This is a genomic window from Luteimonas sp. A482 (assembly GCF_054072655.1).
In genome coordinates this window covers 811,796-834,240 of record NZ_JBSVRO010000001.1, presented here as the reverse complement: position 1 = coordinate 834,240, position 22,445 = coordinate 811,796, and the positions used below count along the sequence as shown (strand labels likewise).

Sequence of the window (22,445 nt, the reverse complement as noted above, 5' to 3'; positions counted from 1 at the left end):
GCAAGCGATCGCGGCTGAAGCCGCTGCTACAGGGGCGGCATCCTGCTGATGTCGTCGGAGACGAGTTCGCGCGCCATCACGATCGCATCCTCGCGACCGTCGTGCGTCGGGTAGTAGCGCGGGCGGCGGCCAATCTCGTTGAATCCTTCGTCGTGGTAGAGCGCGATCGCGTTCGGATTGGACGGGCGCACCTCCAGGAACACGCGCTGCGCGCCCTGTCCCTGCGCCGCCCGCACCAGCGCGCGCAGCAGGCGGCGACCGTGGCCACGGCCCTGGTCATCGGGATCGATGCAGACGTTGAGCACGTGCGCCTCGCCTGCGGCCACGCTCAGCACGCCGTAACCGATGATGCGTTGGTCCTCGACCAGCACCCAGGCCGGGTACGCGGCGCGCAGGCAGTCGCGGAAGATGCCGACGGTCCACGGGAAGGGATAGGCGCGCACCTCGATGCGCATCACCTTGTCGAGGTCGCCATCGCGCATCGGCCGCAGCGCGGCGCGCGCCTGCCCTGCGTCGACGGCGACCGCGCTCATCGCGAGTGCCTGGCCCGCAGTGCGCGCAGCCGCGGCCACAGCGCGCGACGCGAGGCCGCGTCATGCAGCCGGCCGGATGGCAGCAGGTCGCGGCACAGCGCCAGCGCAGCGGCATCGTCCGCACGGCGTCCGGCCGCGCGCAGCAGCGCGCGCAGCAGCGGCGCGCCCGCCGTGGCATCGACCGCTGCAATATCCACAGCAGCATCAGGTCTCGGCGCCGGCCGCGCGTCCCGCTCTTCCATCGGCGATGCGGGCGCACCCTGGACCGCGTAGAGCCGGTAGCCCATCGCTTCCAGTGCGTCGCGCTGGAACGGATCCCAGTTCACGCCACCTCCGCGCGTCCGCCCCCGCGGCGCCGCCAGAGCCAGAGCGCCGGTCCGGACAGCGCGTACAGCGTGGCCGCGATAAGCAGGGTCTTGGGCGGGTCCACCCACAGCGCGATCAGCACGCCCACCGCGATCAGCAGCGCCACGAACGGCACGCGTTCGGCCTTCGGTCCACTGCCGCTGCCTTTGAAGCTGCTGTAGCGCAGCCGGCTGACCATCAGCAGGGCCGACACCACCGTCACCGCCAACGCCACATAGCGCAGCTCTTCGCCGACAAAGCCGAGTTCGTGGCAGGTCCACACGAAGCTCGCCATCAGCCCTGCGGCGGCAGGGCTGGCCAGGCCGATGAACCAGCGCTTGTCGACGGTGCCGACCTGGCTGTTGAACCGCGCCAGCCGCAGCGCCGCGCAGGCGGCGTAGAGAAAGGCGCCCAGCCAGCCGATCTTGCCCAGCGTGGGCCCGTCGAGCTTCATCGACACCAGCGCCCAGTGGTACATCACCAGTGCCGGCGCCATGCCGAAGCTGATCAGGTCGGCCAGCGAGTCGTACTGCACGCCGAACTCGCTCTGGGTGTTGGTCAGCCGCGCCACGCGCCCGTCGATGCCGTCGAGGATCGCGGCCACGAAGATCGCGATGCAGGCAGCGCCATAGCGCCCCTGCGAGGCGGCGATGATCGCGAAGAAGCCGGCAAACAGGCCCCCGGTGGTGAACAGGTTGGGTAGCAGGTAGATGCCGCGGCCGCGTGGCGGCGCTGGGGTCGGATGCTCCATCCGGGCAGTGTAGCGCCTGCCGGCGCGGCGCTGTCCTGGGCGCGACGCTGCCGTTGGCTGCCGTGGCCCGCGCCCGGTTCACGTTTCCACAGCGCCCTGCTTGCGCAAGGGGCCGCGCAGTGCTGGAATCGCCGTGGAAACCAACGTCTCCCGCAGGAGCTAGTCGATGCCCCGCCTTCCGATCCTGATCTTCGCCGCCGCCGGCCTGCTTGCCGCAGCCACCGTGCACGCTGGCGAGGTGTACCAGTGGAAGGATGCCAACGGCATCACCCACTACTCGCAGACCCCGCCGCCGAAGGGCAGCTACCAGCAGCGTGCGATCAGCGGCGAGCGCGCCGGCAGCGTGCAGCCAGTCGCCGCCCAGGCCGCCGCCGAAGACCCCAGGTGCGCCACTGCGCAGGCCAACGTGGCCGCGCTGGCCAGCGGTCGTCCGGTGCACGAGGCCGGCGAGGAAGGCCAGCCGGGTCGCGCATTGAACGACGCCGAGCGCGCCAGCCAGACCGAACTGGCGAACGCGGCGGTCAAGGCCTACTGCAGCGGCACCAGCGTTCCGGCCAGCTGAGCCATGCGGCCGGCCTGGGCCATTGCAGCAGGCATCCTCGGCGCCGGTGCGCTCGCCTGGTGGCTGGCGCGCGAGCAGCCGCCCGCGCTGGCGTCCGTCGAGGGCGGGACTCCGGCCGGCAACGAAGCCGCACGGACCGCCGGCCCGCCACCCGGCCCCTCCCTGTATCGCTGGCGCGACGCCGCCGGCATCGTCCAGATCACCGACATCCCACCGCAGGGACGCGACTACACCGTGGTCGATGTCGCTGCGCTCGAACGCCGCAACATCATCGATCCGGATCCCTCGATCGAAGCCGCTCCCTGAGCACCGCGGCCGGCTTGCCGCGGGACGCATGGCAGAATGCGCATCCCGCCGCCCTGAGCTTGCCGATGCGCCTGTCGCAGTTCCACCTCCGTACCGAAAAGGAAACGCCCGCCGACGCCGAGATCGTCAGCCATCAGCTGATGCTCCGCACCGGCATGGTGCGCCGGCTCGCCGCGGGCCTCTACACCTGGTCGCCGCTGGGCCTGCGCGTGCTGCGCAAGGTCGAGGCGATCGTGCGCGAGGAGATGGACCGCGCCGGCGCAATCGAGATGGCGATGCCATCGGTGCAGCCGAAGGAACTGTGGGAGGAAACCGGACGCTGGGAAAAGTTCGGGCCGCAGCTGCTCAAGATCCGCGACCGCAAGGAGCAGGACTACTGCTTCACGCCCACGGCCGAAGAGGCGGTGACCGATTTCTTCCGCCATGAGTTCGCCAGCTACAAGCAGCTGCCAGTCAACTTCTACCAGGTCAGCACCAAGTTCCGCGACGAGATCCGTCCGCGCTTCGGGGTGATGCGCGCGCGCGAGTTCCTGATGAAGGACGCCTACTCCTTCCACGTCACCGACGAGGACCTGGACCGCGAATATCGCAACATGTACGACACGTACACGCGCATCTTCACCCGCCTGGGGCTGAAGTTCCGCGCGGTGGCCGCCGACACCGGCGCGATCGGCGGCAGCGCCTCGCACGAGTTCCACGTGCTGGCCGATTCTGGCGAGGACGCGCTGGCGTTTTCGCAAGACTCCGACTACGCCGCCAACGTCGAGTTGGCCGAAGCGGTCTCGCCAGGCGCGCGCGCCACCGCATCGGAAGACCTGCGCAAGGTCGACACGCCGGTGCAGAAAACCTGCGAGGACGTCGCAGCCCTGCTCGGCGTCGCGCTGCAGCGCACGGTGAAATCGGTGGCGCTGTGGGGCAAGGACGGTTTCGTGCTGGCGCTGGTGCGCGGCGACCACCTGGTCAACGAGATCAAGCTGGCCAAGTTGCCGGGCATGGCCGATTACCGGCTGGCCACGGAAGCGGAGATCCGCGAGCACCTCCGCGCCGATCCCGGCTTCCTGGGCCCGATCGGCGCGAAGAAGCCGATCCGCGTCATCGCCGATCGCAGCGTAGCGGCCATGGCGGACTTCGTCGTCGGCGCCAACGAAAGCGGCTTCCACATCGCTGGTGTGAACTGGGGCCGCGACCTGCCCGAAGCCGACGAGGTGGCCGACATCCGCAACGTCGTCGCCGGCGATGCCTCGCCCGACGGCCGCGGCACGCTCGCGCTGGCGCGCGGCATCGAGGTCGGCCACGTGTTCGCACTGGGCCGCAATTATTCCGAGGCCATGCGCTGCACCGTGCTCGACGAGGCCGGCAAGGCCGTGCACCCGGCGATGGGCTGCTACGGGATCGGCGTGTCGCGCATCGTCGCCGCCGCGATCGAGCAGAACCACGACGCGGCCGGCATCGTCTGGCCGGCACCGATGGCGCCATGGCAGGCGGTGGTGTGCGTGATCAATCCCAAGCACAACGCCGAAGTGGCGGCTGCGGCCGAGGCGCTGTACCGCGAGCTCGTCGAGGCCGGCATCGACACCGCGCTTGACGATCGCGGACTGCGCCCGGGATCGATGTTCGCCGACATCGAGCTGATCGGCATCCCGCACCGGATCGTGGTGTCCGAGCGCGGCCTGGCGGCGGGCACTTTCGAATACCGCGCGCGCGGCGAATCCGAATCGGTGAATCTCGATCGCGAGGCACTGCTGTCGCGCCTTCCGGCCCGCTGAAAACCGGGCCGGATATCCGGCCGCAATATCGCAGGGATAATCTCCTTCACGCAGTTGCGCGAAGGTATTGTTTTGATTGCGCGGCACATTCCACTACCATGGCCGCGCGCCACGGACCGGCCATTCCCCTTTCCCTTTACGGAGTATCTGAATGGCAATCGATCTGAATACACTTTCGCCCCAGCAACTCGATGCGCTTATCAGCGCCGCCCGGCAGCGCAAGACCGCGCTGAAAAAGCGCACGCCCATCACCGCGATCCGCAGCCGGATCGTCGAATTCGCTGCCGCGGAAGGGTATTCCATCGATGAGCTGTTCGGCGGGCGCGCCACCACCGGCACGCCCGCTCGCACCGCGAAGCAGGCGCCTGCGAAGAAGGCCACGCGCAAGGGGCGCAAGCTCGGGAAGGTCGCGCCCAAGTACCGCAACCCGGCCAGTCCGGAAGAAACCTGGACCGGCCGCGGCAAGCACCCGCGCTGGATGGCGGCGCTGGTCAAGAAGGGCAAGAAGCCGGAAGATTTCCTGATCAAGAAGTAAGGCAATGGCAAGGAGGAGGCCCGGAACATCGGACTCCTCTGCACCCCTCGTTGTTGGGGTGCAGCGCGAAACCCGGTCAATCTGCAGCGTTGATTGACCGGGTCGCGGTTTCAGATCGTGCTGCGCGATATTCGTAACAGCCTGGTCGTCATTTCGCGCGGGGCTGAAGCCGCGCCTGTTCAGAGGTCGCGTCGCGCCGTCAGCAGCAGGTTGCCGAACAGCAGGCCGGCCACCAGCGCCAGCAGGACGTTGATCACGGCGATGGCCGCACCCTGCCCGGCCGAGACATCCTGCTGTTGTACCGCCACCAGCAGGCTGCGCAGGCTGGTGCTGCCGGGCACCAGCATGATGATGCCGGGCACCCGGATCAGCGCGCCGGGCCGGTTCCTCCAGCGCGCGTAGCCGTTGCCGGCCACGGTGATCACCAGCGCCGACAGGAATACCCCGACCGGACTGCCCAGCCATTGCCCGCCCAGGCGCGAGATCTGGTAGCCCACGATCGCCGCGGCCATCACCAGCAGGTAGTCGCGGCGCGCTGCGCGGAACAGCGCCGCGAAGGCCCACGCCGCCGTGACCACCGCAACCCACTCCACCCACGCCGGCTGCGGCCGCCACGCCCGCACCTGCGGCTCCAGTCCGACCAGTTGCACCAGGGTCAGCGCGATCATCGTGCCGACGGTGAGTTTGAGCAGGGTCGTCATCGCGCCGAAGAAGCGCGCCGTGCCCGACATCAGGTGCTGGCTGGTGAGTTCGCTGAAGGCGTTGGTCAGGGCCATTCCCGGCATCAGCACGATCATCGATGCGATCACCACGGTATTGAGGTTGAGCGGCGCAACGAAGACGGCCACCAGCGCCGCGAGCCCGCCGGCGACGATGCCGGCGATGGCATCGTCGGCCTCCCGCATCTGCGGACTGTTGCGGCTGGCCACGAGCAGCAGGCCGATCAGGGTCCCGATCACGCCTGCCGTGGCGATGTCCAGCCAGGGCAGCCGCAGCAGACCCGCCAGGCTCGCCGCCGCGAGCCCGAAGCCAAAGATCTGGCGCAGGTTCGCGCGCCAGTCCGCGGCACGGTCCAGCGCGCGCAGCGCGGCGTGGCCCTGGGCGATGTCGAGCCGCCCGGCCATCACCTCCTCGGCGATGCGGTCGGCCTCGCACAGCCTGGACAGGTTGGTCTCCCCTGGCGGCAGGCGGATCACGCGCGTGGTATCGCTCTCGCCGGGCGGACGCTGCGGGTCGCTGAAGCTCAGGATCAGCCCGGTCGGGTTGCTCCACGGTTCGCAATCCAGCCCGAGCCGGCGCGCGACCGACACGATCGCGCCTTCCAGCCGCTGCGCCGTGGTGCCGTAGCGATGCAGGTGCCCGGCCAGCTCGGCGATGAACGCGATGCGGATGGCGTAGGCGGCGGTGGCGGGAAGCTTGGCAACTGGCATTGCAACAGGATCGCATGGCGCGGCCGGGGCGTCCCGCTGCAGCGGCCTCACGCTGCCGTTGCACGGGCTTGCCTGTATCCTCGCCTCCGATGAGTGCCCCGGACCATATGCCGCCGACCGCGGGCCCTGCGCCCGGCGACGACGCGCTGCTGCGCCTGGACGGAAGCTGGACGCTCGACTACGCCGGCGACATAGGCCAGGCGTTGCGCACCGCGCCCGACTCGATCACCGCGATCGACGCGACCGGCATCGACCGGCTCGACTCGCTGGGCGTGCTGCAGCTGTTGCGCTACGCCAAGCGGCGCGAGCTGGACTACGGGGACTTCCGCTTCCGCGAGGACCATCGCGCGCTGGTTTCCGCGATCGAGGACATCCACGACGACCGCCCCAAGCCCAGGCGCGAGTACGGGTTCGCCGCGGCGCTGGCGCGGTTGGGCCATGCCGTCCACGACAATGCCAGGGAGTTCGTCGCCCTGGTGAGCTTCCTCGGCGAAACCCTGCTCAAGCTCGGGCGCACCCTGGTCGATTGGCGCAGGTTCCGCCTCACCTCGACCGTGCACCACATGGAGCAGGTCGGCCTGGACGCGGTGCCGCTGGTGGCGCTGCTGTCGTTCCTGGTCGGTGCGGTGATTGCCTTTCTCGGCGCGCAGATCCTGGTCGATTTTGGCGCGACGATCTTCGTCGTCGAACTGGTGTCGATCGCCTTCCTGCGCGAGTTCGGCGTGCTGCTGACCGCGATCCTGCTCGCCGGCCGTACCGCCAGCGCGTTCACCGCGCAGATCGGCGCGATGGTGAGCCGCGAGGAGGTCGATGCCATCCGCACGCTTGGCCTGGACCCGGTCGAGCTGCTGGTGATCCCGCGGCTGATCGCGCTGCTGGTGATGCTGCCGCTGCTGACCTTCATCGGCATGGTCGCGGGCCTGCTCGGTGGCCTGTCGGTCGGCGCCTTCAGCCTCGACATCCCGCCGCAGGCCTACCTGGCACGCATGCACCAGGAAATGGAGATCCGCCACTTCCTGATCGGCATGTCCAAGGCGCCGCTGTTCGCGATGGTGATCGGCCTGATCGGCTGCCTGGAAGGCATGCAGGTCAAGGGCACCGCGCAATCGGTCGGCGAACGCACCACGTCGTCGGTGGTGCAGACGATCTCGCTAGTGATCGTGTTCGACGCGTTCGCGGCGATCTGGTTCATGTACATGGATTGGTGACGGTGATTAGTGACTGGTGATCCGAACAGGCAGGAACAAGCGGGCCACGCGGCGACGGGGTTGCCCGCGGCCGCGCACGAATCCCGGTCCGGGAACGACGCCGCCACGGATGCGGCGCCCGTGATCCGCGTGCGCGGCATGCTCAACCGCTTCGGTGCGCAGACGGTGCACGAGGACCTCGACCTGGACGTGCGGCCCGGCGAGATCCTCGGCGTGGTCGGCGGTTCGGGCAGCGGCAAGTCGGTGCTGATGCGCTCGCTGATCGGCTTGCGCAAGCCGGACGCGGGCGAGATCGCGGTGCTTGGCGTCGACCCGCGCTCGGACGACCCGGCAGACCGCCTGCACATCGAGCGCAGCACCGGCGTGCTGTTCCAGGACGGCGCGCTGTTCTCGTCGCTGACCGTCGGCGAGAACGTGCAGGTGCCGCTCAAGGAGCACCATCGGGACCTTCCCGAATCGCTGCGCTACGAGCTGGCCCTGCTCAAGGTGCGCCTGGCCGGGCTGCCTGCCGACGCGCTGAACAAGCTGCCCTCGCAGCTGTCGGGCGGCATGCGCAAGCGCGCCGCGCTGGCCCGTGCGCTGGCGCTGGACCCGCCGCTGCTGTTCCTGGACGAGCCGACCGCCGGCCTCGACCCGATCGGCGCCGCCGCCTTCGACCGCCTGATCCGCACCCTCCAGCAGGCGCTGGGGCTGACCGTCTTCCTGATCACACACGATCTCGACACGCTGTATGCGATCTGTGATCGTGTTGCCGTGCTGGCCGATCGCAAGGTCGTCGCGGTGGCGCCGCTGGACGAGATCGAGCGGACCGACCATCCGTGGATACACGACTATTTCCATGGCCCGCGCGGGCGCGCAGCCCGCCGAGCGTCGGCCATCGCTGAGGACACCTGATGGAAACCAAGGCCAACTACGTGCTGATCGGCGCGTTCACCATCGCGGTGACGCTGTTCCTGCTGCTGTTCGCGCTGTGGGCAGCCAAGTATTCCTCCGACCGCAGCTGGAACGAATACCTGGTGGTGTTCCGCGAGCCGGTGACCGGCCTGACCGAGGGCAGCAGCGTGCAGTACAACGGCATCGCGATCGGCACCGTCGATGACCTGATGCTGGCGCCGAACGATCCGCGCCAGGTCATCGCGCGGCTGAAGGTACAGGCCAACGCCCCGGTCAGGTCCGATACCCGCGCCAGGCTGTCGATGACCAGCCTGACCGGGCCGCCCATCATCCAGCTCACCGGAGGCAGCCCCCAGGCCGCACCGCTCGTCGCCGGCCCCGATGGCGCGCCGCCGGTGATCGAGACCGAGGCCTCGGCGCTGCAGAACATCGCCGACACCGCCAACCGGCTGGTCGAACGGCTCGACAAAATGCTCAGCGAGGAGAACGTGCAGCGCGTCACCGCCACGCTCGACAACATCCAGAGCATGACCGGCGCCATCGCCGGGCAGCGCCAGGACATGCGCGAGATCCTGATCAACGCCCGCACCGCCAGCGAGCAGCTCACGGTCACGATGTCCACCGCCAACCGCACCCTGGACACGTTCGACCGCGAACTCGCCCAGAAGCTGCCGGCACTGGTGGCAAGGATCGACACCACCCTGGCCAAGCTCGACTCGGCCGCCGGTGGCGCGGACGCGATCCTCAACGAGAACCGCGCGGCGATCAACAGTTTCGCCAATGACGGGCTGTCGCAGCTCGGCCCCACCCTGGGCGAACTGCGTGGCCTGGTGCGCGACCTGCGCCGCATCAGCGACCGCCTCGACGCCAATCCCGCCCAATACCTGTTTGGCCGCGACGCGCCGAAGGAGTTCGAACCGTGATGAAGCCGGCAATCGGGAAGACCAGCCTGCGGCTGTTGGAAAGTACCCGCGAATCCGCTTCGGCAGCAACATGCGCGACGCACCATGCAGCCCCGCGCTGGCGCATTCCACTCATCGCCACGCTTGCGCTGGCCCTGGCGGGCTGCTCGCTGCTGGGCGGCGGCAACGGGCGCGAGCGCGCCACGATCTACGCGCCGGATCCGCGCGTGACCCTGGACGCGACCGCGCCCACGGTGTCCTGGCAGCTCTCGCTCGCCACGCCAATGGCGGCGCGCATGATCGACAGCTCGCGCATCGCCGTGCGGCCGGCACCTGGCGAGCTGCAGGTGTACCGCGGCGCCAGCTGGGCCAAGACGCCGACCGACATGCTGCAGGACGCACTGCTGCGCGCACTGGAGGATTCGGGGCGGATCCCGGCGGTGGCCCGCCAGGGGTCGGGCATCTCGGCCGACTACAAGCTGGTCATCGACCTGCGCCGCTTCGAGGCGGACTACGCCGGCAACGCGGTTCCCTCCGCGGCAATCGAGTTCAACGCCAAGCTGATCCATTCGCACGACCAGACCATCGTCGGCTCGCGCACCTTTGCCCACGTCGAGTCCGCCGCAAGCACCGATATCGGCGTGGTCGTGCAGGCCTTCTCGCGTGGGCTGGAGGTCGTGACCGGTGAACTGGCGCACTGGATCCTGGTCACGGGCGACGCCCACCACCGCCAGGAATAATCCGGCCGACCAGCCTGGTCGATCACTGCGTTTGTCACGCGCCGCGGCTGGCGCCGCCTGTGTCGGCGACCGCATCTGTTGTCGTCCACTGCGCCGGTCAGCCCTGCCCCTGCGCGTGCCCCCGTTGCCTGCCGACTCATGCCTGTCGACTCATGCCTGTCATCCCGAACGCAGTGAGGGATCTCGCCCCCGCAGATCCCTCACTGCGTTCGGGATGACAGCGGAACTGCGTTCGGGATGACAGCGGACGGTCCGGCGCCGCTCTGCCGGAGGCCGCCCGCGTCAGCCGCGCTGGATGCGCCGGAACGTCAGGTTGATCCTCGGCCCGACCGGTTGTGCCGTCCGCGGGAGTGCATGCCGCCACTGCGCCTGCGTCTGGCCGCGCATCAGCAGCAGGCTGCCGCCGGGCAGCTCGAGCGTGCGCTTGCGCGATGGATCGTGCCGGTGCCTGAGCACGAACCTGCGCGTCGCCCCCAGGCTCACCGAAGCGATCACCGGACACTCGCCCAGCTCCGGCTCGTCGTCACTGTGCCAGCCCATGCTGTCGCGCCCGTCGCGATACAGGTTGGCCAGCACGCTGTTGAAGTGCACGCCGGTTTCAAGGGCCAGGCGCTCGCGCAGCGGAACCAGGATCGACGGCCACGGATGCGGTTCGTGGCGGACGCCGGAGTAACGGTAGGCGGCCTGCGGATCGCCGATCCAGCAGCTGCGCCGCGGCGAATCGATCTCCCGCCCGAACATCCGCACCCGATGAACCTGCCAGGGCAGTTCGTGCAGCAGCCTGTCCGCGAGCGCGGCGGCCTGCCCGGATTCCAGCCAGTCGACGGCCAACACCAGGTCCGGATCGTTTGTGGGTTCTTTTCCCATTCGAGGGGAACCGGGCCAGAGTGCGAAGGGCAGGCCCGGGTTTTGCGGCTTCCGCCGCCTCCATGGCTCCGAAGCCGCCAGCCACCGAAGCGTCGCAGCAAGAGCAGCGGACGTGGCCCGTCAGCGGACCTCGGCGATCTCCACCCCGTCCAGGCCCTGCGACAGGGTGCGCGCATCGCCACCCTGGGCGAGCTTGATCCGCAGCCGCACCTCGTTCTGCGAGTCGGCGAATCGCAGCGCGTCCTCGTAGGAGATCTCGCCGGCCTGGTAGAGCTCGAACAGGGCCTGGTCGAAGGTCTTCATGCCGAGGTTGGTCGACTCCTTCATGATCTCCTTGAGCTTGTGGATCTCGCCGTCGCGGATGTAGTCCTGCACCAGCGGCGTGCCGAGCATGATCTCCATCGCCACGCGCCGGGCCTTGCCGTCCGGGGTCGGGATCAGCTGCTGCGCGACCACGCCCTTGAGGTTGAGCGACAGATCCATCAGCAGCTGGCTGCGCCGGTCCTCGGGGAAGAAGTTGATGATGCGGTCCATCGCCTGGTTGGCGTTGTTGGCATGCAGGGTGCACAGCACCAGGTGGCCGGTCTCGGCAAAGGCGATGGCGTGGTCCATGCCCTCGCGTGTGCGCACCTCGCCGATCATGATCACGTCCGGCGCCTGGCGCAGGGTGTTCTTCAGCGCGTTCTCCCAGCTGTCGGTGTCGATGCCGACCTCACGCTGGGTGATGATGCAGCCCTCGTGCTTGTGCACGAACTCGATCGGGTCCTCGATCGTGATGATGTGGCCGGTCGAGTTCTGGTTGCGGTAGCCGATCATCGCCGCCAGCGAGGTCGATTTACCCGTGCCGGTGGCGCCGACGAAGATGATGATGCCGCGCTTGGTCATCGCCAGCGTCTTGATGATCGGCGGCAGGTTCAGCTCTTCGATGCTGGGGATCTTGGTCTCGATCCGGCGCAGCACCATGCCCACCTGGTTGCGCTGGTAGAAGCACGAGACGCGGAAGCGGCCCACGCCGGACACGCCGATCGCGAAGTTGCACTCGTGCGTCTTCTCGAACTCCTCGCGCTGCGGCGGCGACATCACGTTGAGCACCAGGTCGCGCGACTGCTGCGGCGTGAGCGGGTTCTGCGTGATCGGCGAGATCTTGCCGTGCACCTTCATCGACGGCGGCATGCCCGCGGTGATGAACAGGTCCGACGCCTTCTGGTGCGCCATCAGCTTGAGGAACGAGGTGAAATCGATGCTGCTCATGGGTGGCTCCTGCGGCGCGGGGAATGGGGAATGCGGACGGGGAATCATGGAAACGACATCTTTCCGATCTCCATCCTGCCTCCCGTCTCCCGGCTCCTAAGTTGTCGATTCCCGCGTCTTTCCGGTCATTCGAAAAGACGCTTTTCCTTCGCGTATTCCTTGGCCTGCTGGCGCGTGACCATGCCGCGCTTGACCAGGTCCTGCAGGTGCTGGTCGAGCGTCATCATGCCGTGCTGCTGGCCGGTCTGGATCGACGAGTACATCTGCGCGACCTTGTCCTCGCGGATCAGGTTGCGGATGGCCGGGGTGCCGACCATGATTTCCCAGGCCGCGGTGCGGCCGCCGCCGACCTTCTTCAGCAGCGCCTGCGAGATCACCGCGCGCAGCGATTCGGACAGCATCGAGCGCACCATCGGCTTCTCGCCGGCGGGGAACACGTCGATGATGCGGTCGATGGTCTTGGCCGCCGAACTGGTGTGCAGGGTACCGAACACCAGGTGGCCGGTCTCGGCCGCGGTCAGCGCCAGCCGGATGGTTTCCAGGTCGCGCAGCTCGCCGACCAGCACGATGTCCGGATCCTCGCGCAGCGCCGAACGCAGCGCCTCGCTGAAGCCGTGGGTGTCGCGGTGCACCTCGCGCTGGTTGATCAGGCACTTCTGCGAGGTGTGCACGAACTCGATCGGGTCCTCGATGGTGAGGATGTGCCCGTACTCGTTCTTGTTGATGTGGTCGATCATCGCCGCCAGCGTGGTCGACTTGCCCGAACCGGTCGGGCCGGTGACCAGGATCAGGCCCTGCGGCTGATCGATCAGCTCGCGGAAGATCGGCGGGCAGGCCAGGTCCTCGAGGGTCAGCACTTCGGAGGGAATGGTGCGGAATACCGCGCCGGCGCCGCGGTTCTGGTTGAACGCGTTGACGCGGAAGCGCGCCAGGCCCGGGATCTCGAACGAGAAGTCGGTCTCGAGGAATTCCTCGAAGTCGCGGCGCTGCTTGTCCGACATGATGTCGTAGACCAGCGCGTGCACCTGCTTGTGCTCCAGCGCCGGGATGTTGATCCGGCGCACGTCACCATCGACCCGGATCATCGGCGGCAGGCCCGCGGACAGATGAAGGTCGGACGCTTTGTTCTTGACCGAGAACGCCAATAGCTCGGCAATATCCATGCAAGCTCCCCTGCGGCTGCGGTATGTCGTGATGCGGCCGCCACGACTGCTGTCGACAGCCTATCCCCGGCAGGCAGTATAGCCATGTACGCGGTTCACAATTCTGGCCGATTACGCCCGCTTGCGTGCCCAGCCCCAGACGGGCGGCGGGCCTCGATCGGGCCGGGGCAAGGAGCCGTGCACCTGCCTTTGGCCCGGCTCCGCGTCCACGGTGGCCCCGAGCCACGCGGCGCGCACACGGGAGGCCCGCCGCGGCGGCAGCCCCCGGCCCCTCCGTGGGGTCTGACCCGTTCGGCCCCTCCCCTTGCCCGTCCGCGACATGCCAGGGGCGCGTCTTCGCGCTAGGGTTGTCGTCCCCGATGTCGCGCCAGCGCCCATGACCACGCCCAACCCGTCCGCACCCTCCCCGTCGCCGATCGCCTTCATCGGCGGCGGCAACATGGCCCGCAGCCTGATTGGCGGGCTGGTCGCCTCCGGCGTCGACCGCACCCGCATCCGCGTGGCCGAGCCGCACGCGCGCACCCGCGCCGGGCTGGCCGAGGATTTCGGCGTTGCCTGCTTTGCCAGCGCCGAGGAGGCGGCCCCGGGCGCGGGCACCTGGGTGTTCGCGGTCAAGCCGCAGGTGATGCGCCAGGTCTGCGAACCGCTGACGGCGGCCGCGCAGGCGGGGCGTCCGCTGGTGGTGTCGATCGCGGCCGGCGTCACCGCCTCGCAGCTGGAGCGGTGGCTGGGCGGCGGCGTGCCGGTGGTACGCGCGATGCCCAACACCCCGGCCCTGCTCGGCGCCGGGGTGACCGGCCTGTTCGCCAATGCCCAGGTCGACGCGGCCGGTCGCGAGCGTGCCGCAAGCCTGCTGGCCAGCGCCGGGCAAACGGTCTGGATCGAGGACGAAGCGCTGATGGACGCGGTCACCGCCACCTCGGGCAGTGGCCCGGCCTACGTATTCCTGCTGGCCGAGGCGATGGAAGATGCCGCCGTCGCGCAGGGCCTGCCGCCGGACGCGGCGCGCACCCTGGCGCAGCAGACCATCCTGGGCGCGGCACGCATGCTCACCGAGTCGGGCGAGCCACCCGCCGAGCTGCGACGTCGCGTCACCTCGCCCAACGGCACCACGCAGGCGGCGATCGAGACGTTCGAAGCCGGGGGCTTGCGCAAACTGGTCGCGCGCGCGATCGATGCGGCGACGCGACGCGGCGCCGAACTGTCCGCCGACAATGACTGAGCGCACGCAGCTGCCGCGATTGGCGTCGGGCCTGCTGGCGTTGTGCCTGCTGGCGGCCTGCGGCGACAGTCCCGGCGACCAGGCCGATCGCGCGGCGCAGGCCACGGCCTCGCGCCAGCCCGCCGAACTGGCGCTGGGCGACCTGCGGATCAGCGCGAGCGTCGCGCCAACCGCCTCGCTGAGCGCCATCATCGCCGACCGCTATGGCGTGACGCCGGACCAGGGCGTGCAACTGCTGCTGGTCGGCCTGCGGCAGGGGCCGGCGCACGACGAGGTGCCGCTGCAGGCGCAGGTCACCGTCCGCGTTCGCGACCTGCGGGGCGTCTGGCAGGACGTGGCCATGCGCGAGGTGCGCAGCGAGGGCTTCATCGATTACGTCGGCAGCGTGCGCGTGGCGCCGCCCGACACGCTGGCCTTCGAGGTCACCGTGCGCCGTGCCGGCACCGAGACCCCGGAGATCCTGCGCTTCAGCCGCGACGTCGCGCCCCTGTAGGAGCGGCTTCAGCCGCGACCGGAGGTAGATCCACCGCCACCATCCTGCAGCACCCCGATCCCTACCCCCGCCGCTGCGCCCACCGCCGGATGATCCCCGCGATCTCCCGTACCCCGTCCGTCAGCGCCGCCGGTCCGGGCTGCAGGATCAGCGGCGAGCGGATCTCGTGCAGTTCGCCGTCGCGCACCGCCGGAATCGCATCCCAGCCCGGGCGCGCGGCCACCTTCTCGGGACGGAACTTCTTGCCGCACCACGAGCCCAGGATGATGTCCGGCGCGCGTTCGACCACCGGGTCGCCACTGGCGAGGATGCGTGCCTTCGCCAGCGGCTGCGCCGACAGCTCGGGAAACACGTCGTCGCCGCCGGCGATGCGGACCAGCTCGGCCACCCAGCGGATGCCGGTGATGATCGGCTCGTCCCATTCCTCGAAATAGACCTTCGGGCGCAGCGGCAAGGCGCCGGCGTCGCGTTCGATGTCATCCAGGCCGCGTGCGAGCTGGTCTGCGTACGCGTCGGCACGCGCGCCGGCGCCGACCAGCGCGCCCAGCCGGCGCACGTAGTCGAGGATGCCCTCGACGCTGCGATGGTTGCTGATCCACACCTCCACCCCGCGCCGCACCAGCTCGGCGGCGATGTCGGCCTGGATGTCGGAAAAGCCGACCACGAAGTCAGGCTGCAGCGCCAGGATCGCGTCGATCCTGGCGCTGGTGAAGGCACTGACCTTGGGCTTTTCCTTGCGTGCCCGCGGCGGCCGTACGGTAAAGCCACTGATGCCGACGATGCGGTCCTGCTCACCCAGCGCGTACAGCACCTCGGTGGGTTCTTCGGTGAGGCAGACGATGCGGCGGGGGCCGTATCGCGGGGAGCCCACATTCACGGATACAGCATCCGCTTGCTGCATTGCCCGGTCAGGTCGAATTCGTAGAGCCAGCGCTCGTGCAGCCGGAACTGCGCGCCATACCAGAACTCGATGCGGTCGGGATGCACGCGCAGGCCGGTCCAGCGCGGCGGGCGCGGAACCTCGCGATCGGCGAACTCGACCTCCAGTTCGGCCACGCGCTGGTCGAAGGCCTCGCGCGATTCGAGCGTGTCGGACTGTTTCGACGCCCAGGCGCCCAGCTGGCTCACGCGCGGACGCGAAGCGAAATAGGCATCGGCCTCGGCTTCCTCGACGATCTCGACCTGGCCTTCGATCCGCACCTGCACCCCGTTGCGCACGCGCGGCCAGTGGAACAGCAGCGCGGCCTGCGGATTGGCCTGCAGCTCGCGGCCCTTGCGCCCGTCCAGATGTGTGTAGAACACGAAGCCGCGCGCATCATGCGCCTTGAGCAGTACGGTGCGCGCGGACGGTGCGCCCTCGCGCGAGGCGGTGGCCAGCGTCATCGCGGTGCGATCGGGCTCCCCGCTCGCCAGCGCCTCGGCGAACAGGGCATCGAAGGTGGCCAGTGCCTCGGCCTGCAGGTCTGCGCGGTTCATTGGGCTATTGTGGCGCGATGGTCCCCACTGCGCACTCCGCTCCGCAGCATGGCTTCGCGGACGATCTGGTCGCGTCGCTGCTCGACGACATGGCCGCCGGCACGAAGGTGTACGGCATCTCCGGCCTGCAGGGCAGCGGCAAGTCCACCGTCGCCGCCCAGCTGGTCGATGCGGCCTCGGCGCGCGGACTGTGCGCGGTGGCGGTGTCGGTGGACGACTTTTATCTCGACCGGCCAGAGCGGCAGCGGCTCGCGCGCGAGGTGCATCCGCTGCTCGCCACTCGCGGCCCGCCCGGCACGCACGACCTGCCGCTCGCCTGCACGACGCTGGATGCGCTGCGCAGCGGCGGGCATGCACGGCTGCCCGCATTCGACAAGCTGGGCGACCGCCGCATGCCGCCGCAGCGCTGGCGCGAAGTGCGCAGCATCGACCTCGTCGTCTTCGAAGGCTGGTTCCTCGGCACGCCACCGGAAACGGACGAGGCGTTGCGCACGCCAGTCAATGCGCTCGAACGCGACGAGGACGTTGGCGGCACCTGGCGCCGGCACTGCAACGACGCACTTGCCCGCGACTACCCGCCGCTCTGGCGGCGGATCGACCGGCTGCTGTTCCTGCAGCCGCCGGGCTTCGAAGTCGTTCCCGACTGGCGCTGGCAGCAGGAGCAGTCGCTGCAGGCGCAGGATCCGCTGCGCGCGGGCATGACGCGGGCGCAGCTCGAGCGCTTCGTGCAGCACTACGAACGGGTCAGTCGCCAGGCGCTGCGCACGCTGCCACGGATCGCCGGCCGCGTGCTCACGCTGGATGCAGGGCGCCGGCCGACACCGGCCTCGACGTGGGCCAGTGCGTGACACCGCCCCGATCTGCGTCCGGCCCGGAACAACGCCCATTCCCCGCCTGCGTGGCAGGCCGCTCCACCCGTCGACCGATCCTGCGGGCGTCGGCCATTGGATCCGCCCGGGCGGCGACAGACATCGCGCCTAGGCCGTGGCCGCGCACCTGAGGTAGGGCGAGGCTGCGATGTGGGGGCGATAGCGCTCGGGCAGCGTGGGCCCGCCCGGGTAGTCATGGTCATACCCCTCGATCGCCAGCACGCCAGGCTACTCGCCGGCGTTGAGCGTCAGCAGCAGGGGAGGATTCCCATGCCCATGCGCGGACTCCGTCTGGGGCCGTTTCCCCGGCCGGAATGCGCGGCCGGAAGGCCGCGCCCGCAGGGTCCAACGCAGCCTGCGACCGGTCCGGTCAGTCGACCACGAAGGTTACACGCATGTTCACCCGCCACTCGATCACCTCACCGCTGCGATCGGTGACGACCTTGGTTTCGCTGATCCAGGCACCCTGGATGTTCTTGACGGATTCGGCTGTCTTCCTCAACCCGGATTTCACCGCGTCCTCGACGCTGGTCTTCGATGACGAATTGATCTCGATGACTTTCGCAACGGCCATGGCGTGTGCCTCTGGAATGGCGACGGAATCGTCGCGGTTGCAACAGACTGCGCCGGCGCACGTTAACGCAGCGGCCAGAGCGTGTGTCCTGCTAGGATCCGGGCGATGAATCCCGCGCCAAACCTCGTGCTCGTCGGCCCAATGGGCGCGGGCAAGTCCTCGATCGGCAAGCGCCTGGCCAGCCGCTTCGGCCTGGTCTTCGTCGACGTCGACCGCGAAATCGAGACGCGCACCGGCGCCACCATTCCCACCATCTTCGAATGCGAGGGCGAGCCCGGCTTCCGCGCGCGCGAATCCGCGACGCTGGCCGACCTGCTGCAGCGCGAGGGCCTGGTGATCGCCACCGGCGGCGGCGCGGTGCTCGATGCCGGTTCGCGCCAGCGGATGCGCTCGCGCAGCTTCGTCGTGTACCTGCAGGTCAGCCTCGCGCGCCAGGTCGAGCGCCTTGCGCGCGATCGCAGCCGGCCGCTGATCGCCGGCGACGACCGCGAGCAGGTGCTGCAGCGCCTGTCCGAGTTGCGCGAACCGCTGTATCTCGAAGTGGCCGACCTGTGCTTCGACACGGACCAGCGCTTCCCACCGCAGGCCACCGCGCAGCTGGCGCGGCTGCTGCAGGCACAGTGGAACCGCATCCCGCAATCCGGCATCCAGGAAACCACCACCGCATGAACCAGCACCGTCGCGAGGTCGCCGTCGGCGGCGACCGTCCGTATGCAATCACCATTGGCCAGGGCCTGCTTGGCGAGGGCGGCCTGCTCACCGGCACGCTGCGCGGGCGCGACGCGTTCGTGATCAGCGACGACTCCGTTGCACCGCTGTACCTGCAGCGCGTGCTGGATACGCTGCGCGGCACGCACGCCGACCTGCGCCTGGCGCACTGGACGATGCCCGCCGGCGAGGCGTCCAAGACGCTGGCGCACTTCGGCGAGGCCATCGACGCGATCGCGCGTGCAGGCGCGCGCCGCGACGCCACGATATACGCGCTCGGCGGCGGCGTGGTCGGCGACCTGGCCGGCTTCGCCGCGGCCGCGTGGATGCGCGGCGTGGACTGCGTGCAACTGCCGACCACGCTGCTGTCCATGGTCGACTCCTCGGTCGGCGGCAAGACCGCGGTGGACCTGCCGCAGGGCAAGAACCTGGTCGGCGCCTTCCATCCGCCACGCGCGGTGCTGGCAGACACCGCCACGCTGCGCACGTTGCCGCCGCGCGAACTGCGCGCGGGTTTGGCGGAGGTAGTGAAGTACGGCGCGATCGTCGATGCGCACTTCCTCGACTGGCTCGACGCCCATGCCGATGCGCTGCTGGCGATGGACGAGGACGCACTGGCCCAAGCCATCGCGCGCAGCTGCGCGCACAAGGCCGCGATCGTCGAGCGCGATCCCTTCGAGCACGGCGAGCGCGCGCTGCTCAACTTCGGCCACACCTTCGGCCACGCGCTGGAGACCGAACAGGGCTACGGCGGCCTGATCCACGGCGAGGCGGTGGCGGTGGGCATGGTCCAGGCCGCGCGCCTGTCCGAACGACTGGGGCTGGCCGCGGCGGCGGATACCGGCCGCCTGCGCGACCTGCTGCTGCGCTTCGGCCTGCCGGTGGACCCGCCGCCCGGCCTGGATCCGGATGCGCTGATCGCCCATATGCGTCTGGACAAGAAGACCCAGGCCGGCGGCCTGCGCTTCATCGTCTGGGAAGGCGCCGGCCGCGCCCGAGTGCAGGCAGACGTGCCGGAAGACACTGTGCGGGACGTGCTGCAGGCCTGCAAAGCGGTCTTTTAAGGAGGCCATGGCGCAAGTCCTTTCCCGGCCTTCGAGTGGACGCCGCGCCGTGTCGGCCGGGGATCGCTTTCCGCTCGGTCAGGGCTTCCTGCCCTGACTCGCGCGCAAAACATCCATGTTTTGCTTGTCGCGATCCCCGGCCGCCAGGACGCGGCTCACTGCGACTGGTGCTGCGATGCTTCGTTTCGAAGCTATGCCAGTGACTGGGCGATGGTCGTTCCGGGGCGGGGGTTGCGGAAAGCAGCGCATGGATGCGCTGCGGCGGCGAGTCAGCCATGGATGGCTGACCGAGCCGAGGAGCAACCCCCGGCCCGGAACGACCCAGCCGGAGCCCTGAATCTGATCGCCATGACGGAGCCCAGCCGTGCCGCGACGTACAATGGCCGGCCCATGCGCCTGCTCCTGCAACAACGCCCCGATGGCCGCGAAGCCCCGCGCTTCGTGCAGCTGACCCTGCAGCAGGACCTGCTGGGCGCGTGGACTCTGCTGCGCGAAACCGGCCAGACCGGCGGCCGCAGCACCCTGCGCCGCGAGCAGCACATGGACCACGCCAGCGCACTGACCGCGCTCGAGCAGGCGCGCGACGCGCAGCTCAAGCGCGGCTTCCAGCTGATGTACGCCGAAGGCGCGGGCGCGCCGAGGTGACAACCTCGCCCTGCGGCCGCGCTGCCCTCGACCTTCTGCACTTGTCCGGCCCGATGACCGGATACGGAGCCCCATGACCAGTCCCCTCAAGAACGACCGTTTCCTCCGCGCGCTGCGCCGCGAGCCCGTGGACCACACGCCGGTCTGGCTGATGCGCCAGGCCGGCCGCTACCTCCCCGAATACCGCGAAACCCGCCGCCAGGCCGGCAGCTTCCTGGCGATGGCCAAGAACCCGGACACCGCCTGCGAAGTGACGCTGCAGCCGCTGCGCCGCTTTCCGCTGGACGCGGCGATCCTGTTTTCGGACATCCTCACCATCCCTGACGCGATGGGCCTGGGCCTGTATTTCGTCGACGGCGAAGGACCGAAGTTCGAGCGGCCCGTGCGCAGCGCTGCCGACGTCGCGCGGCTCGGCGTGCCCGACATGGAGACCGAACTGCGCTACGTGATGGACGCGGTGCGGGTAATCCGGCGCGAGCTCGACGGCTCGGTGCCGCTGATCGGCTTCTCCGGCAGCCCCTGGACCCTGGCCTGCTACATGGTCCAGGGAGCCGGCAGCAAGGACTTCGCACGGATCAAGGCGATGGCGCTGAACGAGCCGCAGGCGCTGCACGCGCTGCTCTCTGTCAACACCGATGCCGTCATCGCCTACCTGGCCGCGCAGCGCGCGGCCGGCGCGCAGGCGCTGCAGGTGTTCGACACATGGGGCGGCGTGCTGTCGCCGGCGATGTACCGCGAGTTCTCGTTGCCCTACCTGGAGCGCATCGCGCGCGAGCTGGAGCGTGGCGAAGGCGATGCGCGCACGCCGCTGATCCTGTTCGGCAAGGGCACCGCCCCCTATCTCGAGGAACTGGCCGCCACCGGCGCCGACGGCGTCGGCGTGGACTGGCTGGTGGAACTGGGCGAGGCCGCGCGCCGCACCGGAGGCAAGGTCGCACTGCAGGGCAACCTCGATCCGACCACCCTGTACGGCTCGCCCGAGGCGGTCCGCCGCGAGGTGCGTCGCGCGCTCGACAGCTACCGCGACGGCAACGGCGGCTCGCGCGACGGCCATGTGTTCAACCTCGGCCACGGCATGTCGCCGGACATGGACCCCGACCACGTCGCAGCGCTGGTTGACGAGGTCCACGCCTACAGCGCGCGCTGATCCGCTCCGGCGCACGTTTCGAGCCGGCTTGAGCGGCGCGTGACCGTAGGTTCCGCCGTCACCGCCCCGGGTCGGGCGGCGGCGCCTCATCGCGCACGCGCAGGAAGCGCGCGAAGCGCGGCACGCCATTGCCGGTATGGCCGTTGTAGCGATACGTCACCAGGCTGCCGACCGGCGGCGGCGCGGCGCGTTGCGCATCGTCAAGTCCGCTGCCCAGGCGGAAGCGCACGCCATCCGCACGCTCGACCAGCAGCGCGCCGGTCATGCCCGCATATTTGCCGCGGCCGGGCGTATGCCCGACCACGCGCGCCTCGGCGTCGGCATGGGGCTTGAGCTTGCGCAGCCCATCGCTGCGCCCGGCGCGGTAGCGCGCATCACGGTGGTGCAGCATCAGGCCCTCGCCGCCGGCCGCGGCCACGGCCCGGAGCCGCGCCTGCAGGGCCGCCGCATCGGCGAAGCGCTGCTGCGGCACCGGCTGCAGCCAGGCGACGCCCGCGCCGGCGAGCAGGGCGCGCAGTTGCACCAGTCGCTCACCGAAGCCTCCGGCGTGCCCGGGCAGGTCGAACACCATGAAGCGCACCTGCCGCCACGCCGCCTCGTCCCGACGCTGCGCGCGCACGATGCCGCTCACTTCGTCGAAGCGGCCGCGACCGATCCAGAGTTCGCCATCCAACGGCACCGGCGGCCAACCCGCGACGAACCAGCCCGGTGCGTCGATGCGGCTGCCGCCGCGGGTCCACAGCGCGCGTCCGTCCCAGCGCCCGCGCACGCCGTCGAGCTTCTCGCTGACCCAGTAGTCGGCGACGACGACGCCCGGCTCGTAGTCCATGGCCAGCATGAGCGTTGGCGGCTGCGCGCCGCAGGGCGCGGCGGGCGCGAGCAGCAGGAAGCACAAGAGCACGAGACATGCACGCATGGCGTGATTCCACAGCGGATGACGAGCGCCATCGTCCCGTCCCGCAGGGGCCTCGCCTATCGGGCCCGGGTCGGCGCG

The 22,445-nt window shown here is 69.7% G+C and carries 26 protein-coding genes; 15 read left to right on the top strand and 11 right to left on the bottom strand.

The features are described from left to right. Positions 1 to 26: 26 nt before the first annotated feature. The 3 genes from rimI to pssA are packed head-to-tail and all read right to left on the bottom strand — an operon-like array spanning position 27 to position 1,629. Positions 27 to 533, bottom strand: coding sequence for a ribosomal protein S18-alanine N-acetyltransferase (gene rimI / locus ACW5DW_RS03685; protein WP_457017418.1), 507 nt, complete (start codon positions 531 to 533; stop codon positions 27 to 29). After that, positions 530 to 859: a hypothetical protein gene (locus tag ACW5DW_RS03680; protein WP_457017417.1), complete on the bottom strand. Its 330-nt coding sequence runs from the start codon at positions 857 to 859 to the stop codon at positions 530 to 532. The genes rimI and ACW5DW_RS03680 overlap by 4 nt, the downstream gene beginning before the upstream one ends. Next, positions 856 to 1,629: a CDP-diacylglycerol--serine O-phosphatidyltransferase gene (pssA, locus tag ACW5DW_RS03675; protein ID WP_457017416.1), complete on the bottom strand. Its 774-nt coding sequence runs from the start codon at positions 1,627 to 1,629 to the stop codon at positions 856 to 858. The genes ACW5DW_RS03680 and pssA overlap by 4 nt, the downstream gene beginning before the upstream one ends. Before the next feature lie 166 nt (positions 1,630 to 1,795). Between pssA and ACW5DW_RS03670 the strand changes: the two genes are divergently transcribed. The 4 genes from ACW5DW_RS03670 (at position 1,796) to ACW5DW_RS03655 (ending at position 4,798) form a co-directional block, all read left to right on the top strand. Continuing rightward, entirely contained in the window at positions 1,796 to 2,191 is a 396-nt protein-coding gene (locus ACW5DW_RS03670; RefSeq protein WP_457017415.1) for a DUF4124 domain-containing protein, read from the top strand. A gap of 3 nt (positions 2,192 to 2,194) precedes the next feature. Further along, entirely contained in the window at positions 2,195 to 2,497 is a 303-nt protein-coding gene (locus ACW5DW_RS03665; RefSeq protein WP_457017414.1) for a DUF4124 domain-containing protein, read from the top strand. Positions 2,498 to 2,562: 65 nt separating this feature from the next. Next, positions 2,563 to 4,263 carry a proline--tRNA ligase gene (locus ACW5DW_RS03660; protein WP_457017413.1) on the top strand — a complete coding sequence of 567 codons (1,701 nt, stop codon included), beginning with the start codon at positions 2,563 to 2,565 and terminating at the stop codon, positions 4,261 to 4,263. A 151-nt stretch (positions 4,264 to 4,414) separates the two neighbouring features. Continuing rightward, on the top strand, positions 4,415 to 4,798 hold the full coding sequence (locus ACW5DW_RS03655) for an H-NS histone family protein (protein WP_457017412.1): 384 nt from the start codon (positions 4,415 to 4,417) through the stop codon (positions 4,796 to 4,798). A gap of 179 nt (positions 4,799 to 4,977) precedes the next feature. Here ACW5DW_RS03655 and ACW5DW_RS03650 read toward each other — a convergent pair whose 3' ends face one another. Then, positions 4,978 to 6,228 (bottom strand): threonine/serine ThrE exporter family protein, encoded by a 1,251-nt coding sequence (locus tag ACW5DW_RS03650; protein WP_457017411.1) that lies wholly within the window; start codon positions 6,226 to 6,228, stop codon positions 4,978 to 4,980. A gap of 107 nt (positions 6,229 to 6,335) precedes the next feature. Here ACW5DW_RS03650 and ACW5DW_RS03645 point away from each other — a divergent pair, with 107 nt between their 5' ends. From ACW5DW_RS03645 to ACW5DW_RS03630, 4 genes are all read left to right on the top strand, one after another. Next, positions 6,336 to 7,436: an MlaE family ABC transporter permease gene (locus ACW5DW_RS03645; protein ID WP_457018394.1), complete on the top strand. Its 1,101-nt coding sequence runs from the start codon at positions 6,336 to 6,338 to the stop codon at positions 7,434 to 7,436. A gap of 138 nt (positions 7,437 to 7,574) precedes the next feature. Then, on the top strand, positions 7,575 to 8,330 hold the full coding sequence (locus ACW5DW_RS03640) for an ABC transporter ATP-binding protein (protein ID WP_457018393.1): 756 nt from the start codon (positions 7,575 to 7,577) through the stop codon (positions 8,328 to 8,330). Next, positions 8,330 to 9,253, top strand: coding sequence for an MlaD family protein (locus ACW5DW_RS03635; protein ID WP_457017410.1), 924 nt, complete (start codon positions 8,330 to 8,332; stop codon positions 9,251 to 9,253). The genes ACW5DW_RS03640 and ACW5DW_RS03635 overlap by 1 nt, the downstream gene beginning before the upstream one ends. After that, a complete protein-coding gene (locus tag ACW5DW_RS03630) occupies positions 9,253 to 9,972 on the top strand; it encodes an ABC-type transport auxiliary lipoprotein family protein (RefSeq protein ID WP_457017409.1) in 720 nt (239 codons plus the stop codon). The genes ACW5DW_RS03635 and ACW5DW_RS03630 overlap by 1 nt, the downstream gene beginning before the upstream one ends. Before the next feature lie 282 nt (positions 9,973 to 10,254). On the opposite strand, the gene ACW5DW_RS03625 is transcribed toward ACW5DW_RS03630, so the two are convergent. The 3 genes from ACW5DW_RS03625 to ACW5DW_RS03615 form a co-directional block, all read right to left on the bottom strand. Further along, entirely contained in the window at positions 10,255 to 10,839 is a 585-nt protein-coding gene (locus ACW5DW_RS03625) for an alpha-ketoglutarate-dependent dioxygenase AlkB family protein (RefSeq protein WP_457017408.1), read from the bottom strand. Positions 10,840 to 10,959: 120 nt separating this feature from the next. Continuing rightward, a complete protein-coding gene (locus tag ACW5DW_RS03620; protein WP_457017407.1) occupies positions 10,960 to 12,090 on the bottom strand; it encodes a PilT/PilU family type 4a pilus ATPase in 1,131 nt (376 codons plus the stop codon). A gap of 125 nt (positions 12,091 to 12,215) precedes the next feature. Further along, positions 12,216 to 13,253, bottom strand: coding sequence for a type IV pilus twitching motility protein PilT (locus ACW5DW_RS03615; protein ID WP_457017406.1), 1,038 nt, complete (start codon positions 13,251 to 13,253; stop codon positions 12,216 to 12,218). 376 nt (positions 13,254 to 13,629) lie between these two features. Between ACW5DW_RS03615 and proC the strand changes: the two genes are divergently transcribed. Together proC and ACW5DW_RS03605 are read left to right on the top strand one after the other, a co-directional pair. Beyond that, the gene (gene proC / locus ACW5DW_RS03610; RefSeq protein ID WP_457017405.1) at positions 13,630 to 14,475 is read left to right on the top strand and encodes a pyrroline-5-carboxylate reductase; all 846 of its coding nucleotides are present in this window, start codon (positions 13,630 to 13,632) and stop codon (positions 14,473 to 14,475) included. Further along, positions 14,468 to 14,968, top strand: coding sequence for a DUF4426 domain-containing protein (locus ACW5DW_RS03605; protein ID WP_457017404.1), 501 nt, complete (start codon positions 14,468 to 14,470; stop codon positions 14,966 to 14,968). Before proC ends, ACW5DW_RS03605 begins: the two co-directional genes overlap by 8 nt. A 61-nt stretch (positions 14,969 to 15,029) precedes the next feature. On the opposite strand, the gene ACW5DW_RS03600 is transcribed toward ACW5DW_RS03605, so the two are convergent. Then, positions 15,030 to 15,845, bottom strand: a complete 816-nt coding sequence (locus ACW5DW_RS03600) for a cobalamin-binding protein (protein ID WP_457017403.1) — start codon at positions 15,843 to 15,845, stop codon at positions 15,030 to 15,032. Beyond that, positions 15,842 to 16,444: a pyridoxamine 5'-phosphate oxidase gene (gene pdxH, locus ACW5DW_RS03595; RefSeq protein WP_457017402.1), complete on the bottom strand. Its 603-nt coding sequence runs from the start codon at positions 16,442 to 16,444 to the stop codon at positions 15,842 to 15,844. Before pdxH ends, ACW5DW_RS03600 begins: the two co-directional genes overlap by 4 nt. A gap of 17 nt (positions 16,445 to 16,461) precedes the next feature. Between pdxH and ACW5DW_RS03590 the strand changes: the two genes are divergently transcribed. Continuing rightward, positions 16,462 to 17,292: a kinase gene (locus ACW5DW_RS03590; protein ID WP_457017401.1), complete on the top strand. Its 831-nt coding sequence runs from the start codon at positions 16,462 to 16,464 to the stop codon at positions 17,290 to 17,292. 391 nt (positions 17,293 to 17,683) lie between these two features. Here ACW5DW_RS03590 and ACW5DW_RS03585 read toward each other — a convergent pair whose 3' ends face one another. Beyond that, positions 17,684 to 17,887, bottom strand: a complete 204-nt coding sequence (locus tag ACW5DW_RS03585; protein ID WP_457017400.1) for a dodecin family protein — start codon at positions 17,885 to 17,887, stop codon at positions 17,684 to 17,686. Positions 17,888 to 17,992: 105 nt separating this feature from the next. Between ACW5DW_RS03585 and ACW5DW_RS03580 the strand changes: the two genes are divergently transcribed. The 4 genes from ACW5DW_RS03580 to hemE all read left to right on the top strand — a co-directional run bounded on the left by ACW5DW_RS03580 (position 17,993) and on the right by hemE (position 21,451). Further along, positions 17,993 to 18,556 (top strand): shikimate kinase, encoded by a 564-nt coding sequence (locus ACW5DW_RS03580; RefSeq protein WP_457017399.1) that lies wholly within the window; start codon positions 17,993 to 17,995, stop codon positions 18,554 to 18,556. After that, the gene (aroB, locus tag ACW5DW_RS03575) at positions 18,553 to 19,659 is read left to right on the top strand and encodes a 3-dehydroquinate synthase (RefSeq protein ID WP_457017398.1); all 1,107 of its coding nucleotides are present in this window, start codon (positions 18,553 to 18,555) and stop codon (positions 19,657 to 19,659) included. The genes ACW5DW_RS03580 and aroB overlap by 4 nt, the downstream gene beginning before the upstream one ends. Before the next feature lie 390 nt (positions 19,660 to 20,049). After that, positions 20,050 to 20,304 (top strand): WGR domain-containing protein, encoded by a 255-nt coding sequence (locus tag ACW5DW_RS03570; protein ID WP_457017397.1) that lies wholly within the window; start codon positions 20,050 to 20,052, stop codon positions 20,302 to 20,304. Between the two features lie 73 nt (positions 20,305 to 20,377). Continuing rightward, positions 20,378 to 21,451: a uroporphyrinogen decarboxylase gene (hemE, locus tag ACW5DW_RS03565; RefSeq protein ID WP_457017396.1), complete on the top strand. Its 1,074-nt coding sequence runs from the start codon at positions 20,378 to 20,380 to the stop codon at positions 21,449 to 21,451. A gap of 58 nt (positions 21,452 to 21,509) precedes the next feature. Here hemE and ACW5DW_RS03560 read toward each other — a convergent pair whose 3' ends face one another. Next, on the bottom strand, positions 21,510 to 22,367 hold the full coding sequence (locus tag ACW5DW_RS03560; protein ID WP_457017395.1) for a DNA ligase: 858 nt from the start codon (positions 22,365 to 22,367) through the stop codon (positions 21,510 to 21,512). Positions 22,368 to 22,445 lie beyond the last annotated feature (78 nt).

Coding starts and splice junctions, on each gene's coding strand:
- rimI (WP_457017418.1), bottom strand. CDS start 533: ATGAGCGCGGTCGCCGTCGACGCAGGGCAGGCGCGCGCCGCGCTGCGG.
- pssA (WP_457017416.1), bottom strand. CDS start 1,629: ATGGAGCATCCGACCCCAGCGCCGCCACGCGGCCGCGGCATCTACCTG.
- ACW5DW_RS03670 (WP_457017415.1), top strand. CDS start 1,796: ATGCCCCGCCTTCCGATCCTGATCTTCGCCGCCGCCGGCCTGCTTGCC.
- ACW5DW_RS03665 (WP_457017414.1), top strand. CDS start 2,195: ATGCGGCCGGCCTGGGCCATTGCAGCAGGCATCCTCGGCGCCGGTGCG.
- ACW5DW_RS03660 (WP_457017413.1), top strand. CDS start 2,563: ATGCGCCTGTCGCAGTTCCACCTCCGTACCGAAAAGGAAACGCCCGCC.
- ACW5DW_RS03655 (WP_457017412.1), top strand. CDS start 4,415: ATGGCAATCGATCTGAATACACTTTCGCCCCAGCAACTCGATGCGCTT.
- ACW5DW_RS03650 (WP_457017411.1), bottom strand. CDS start 6,228: ATGCCAGTTGCCAAGCTTCCCGCCACCGCCGCCTACGCCATCCGCATC.
- ACW5DW_RS03645 (WP_457018394.1), top strand. CDS start 6,336: ATGCCGCCGACCGCGGGCCCTGCGCCCGGCGACGACGCGCTGCTGCGC.
- ACW5DW_RS03640 (WP_457018393.1), top strand. CDS start 7,575: ATGCTCAACCGCTTCGGTGCGCAGACGGTGCACGAGGACCTCGACCTG.
- ACW5DW_RS03635 (WP_457017410.1), top strand. CDS start 8,330: ATGGAAACCAAGGCCAACTACGTGCTGATCGGCGCGTTCACCATCGCG.
- ACW5DW_RS03630 (WP_457017409.1), top strand. CDS start 9,253: ATGAAGCCGGCAATCGGGAAGACCAGCCTGCGGCTGTTGGAAAGTACC.
- ACW5DW_RS03625 (WP_457017408.1), bottom strand. CDS start 10,839: ATGGGAAAAGAACCCACAAACGATCCGGACCTGGTGTTGGCCGTCGAC.
- ACW5DW_RS03620 (WP_457017407.1), bottom strand. CDS start 12,090: ATGAGCAGCATCGATTTCACCTCGTTCCTCAAGCTGATGGCGCACCAG.
- ACW5DW_RS03615 (WP_457017406.1), bottom strand. CDS start 13,253: ATGGATATTGCCGAGCTATTGGCGTTCTCGGTCAAGAACAAAGCGTCC.
- proC (WP_457017405.1), top strand. CDS start 13,630: ATGACCACGCCCAACCCGTCCGCACCCTCCCCGTCGCCGATCGCCTTC.
- ACW5DW_RS03605 (WP_457017404.1), top strand. CDS start 14,468: ATGACTGAGCGCACGCAGCTGCCGCGATTGGCGTCGGGCCTGCTGGCG.
- pdxH (WP_457017402.1), bottom strand. CDS start 16,444: ATGAACCGCGCAGACCTGCAGGCCGAGGCACTGGCCACCTTCGATGCC.
- ACW5DW_RS03590 (WP_457017401.1), top strand. CDS start 16,462: ATGGTCCCCACTGCGCACTCCGCTCCGCAGCATGGCTTCGCGGACGAT.
- ACW5DW_RS03585 (WP_457017400.1), bottom strand. CDS start 17,887: ATGGCCGTTGCGAAAGTCATCGAGATCAATTCGTCATCGAAGACCAGC.
- ACW5DW_RS03580 (WP_457017399.1), top strand. CDS start 17,993: ATGAATCCCGCGCCAAACCTCGTGCTCGTCGGCCCAATGGGCGCGGGC.
- aroB (WP_457017398.1), top strand. CDS start 18,553: ATGAACCAGCACCGTCGCGAGGTCGCCGTCGGCGGCGACCGTCCGTAT.
- ACW5DW_RS03570 (WP_457017397.1), top strand. CDS start 20,050: ATGCGCCTGCTCCTGCAACAACGCCCCGATGGCCGCGAAGCCCCGCGC.
- hemE (WP_457017396.1), top strand. CDS start 20,378: ATGACCAGTCCCCTCAAGAACGACCGTTTCCTCCGCGCGCTGCGCCGC.
- ACW5DW_RS03560 (WP_457017395.1), bottom strand. CDS start 22,367: ATGCGTGCATGTCTCGTGCTCTTGTGCTTCCTGCTGCTCGCGCCCGCC.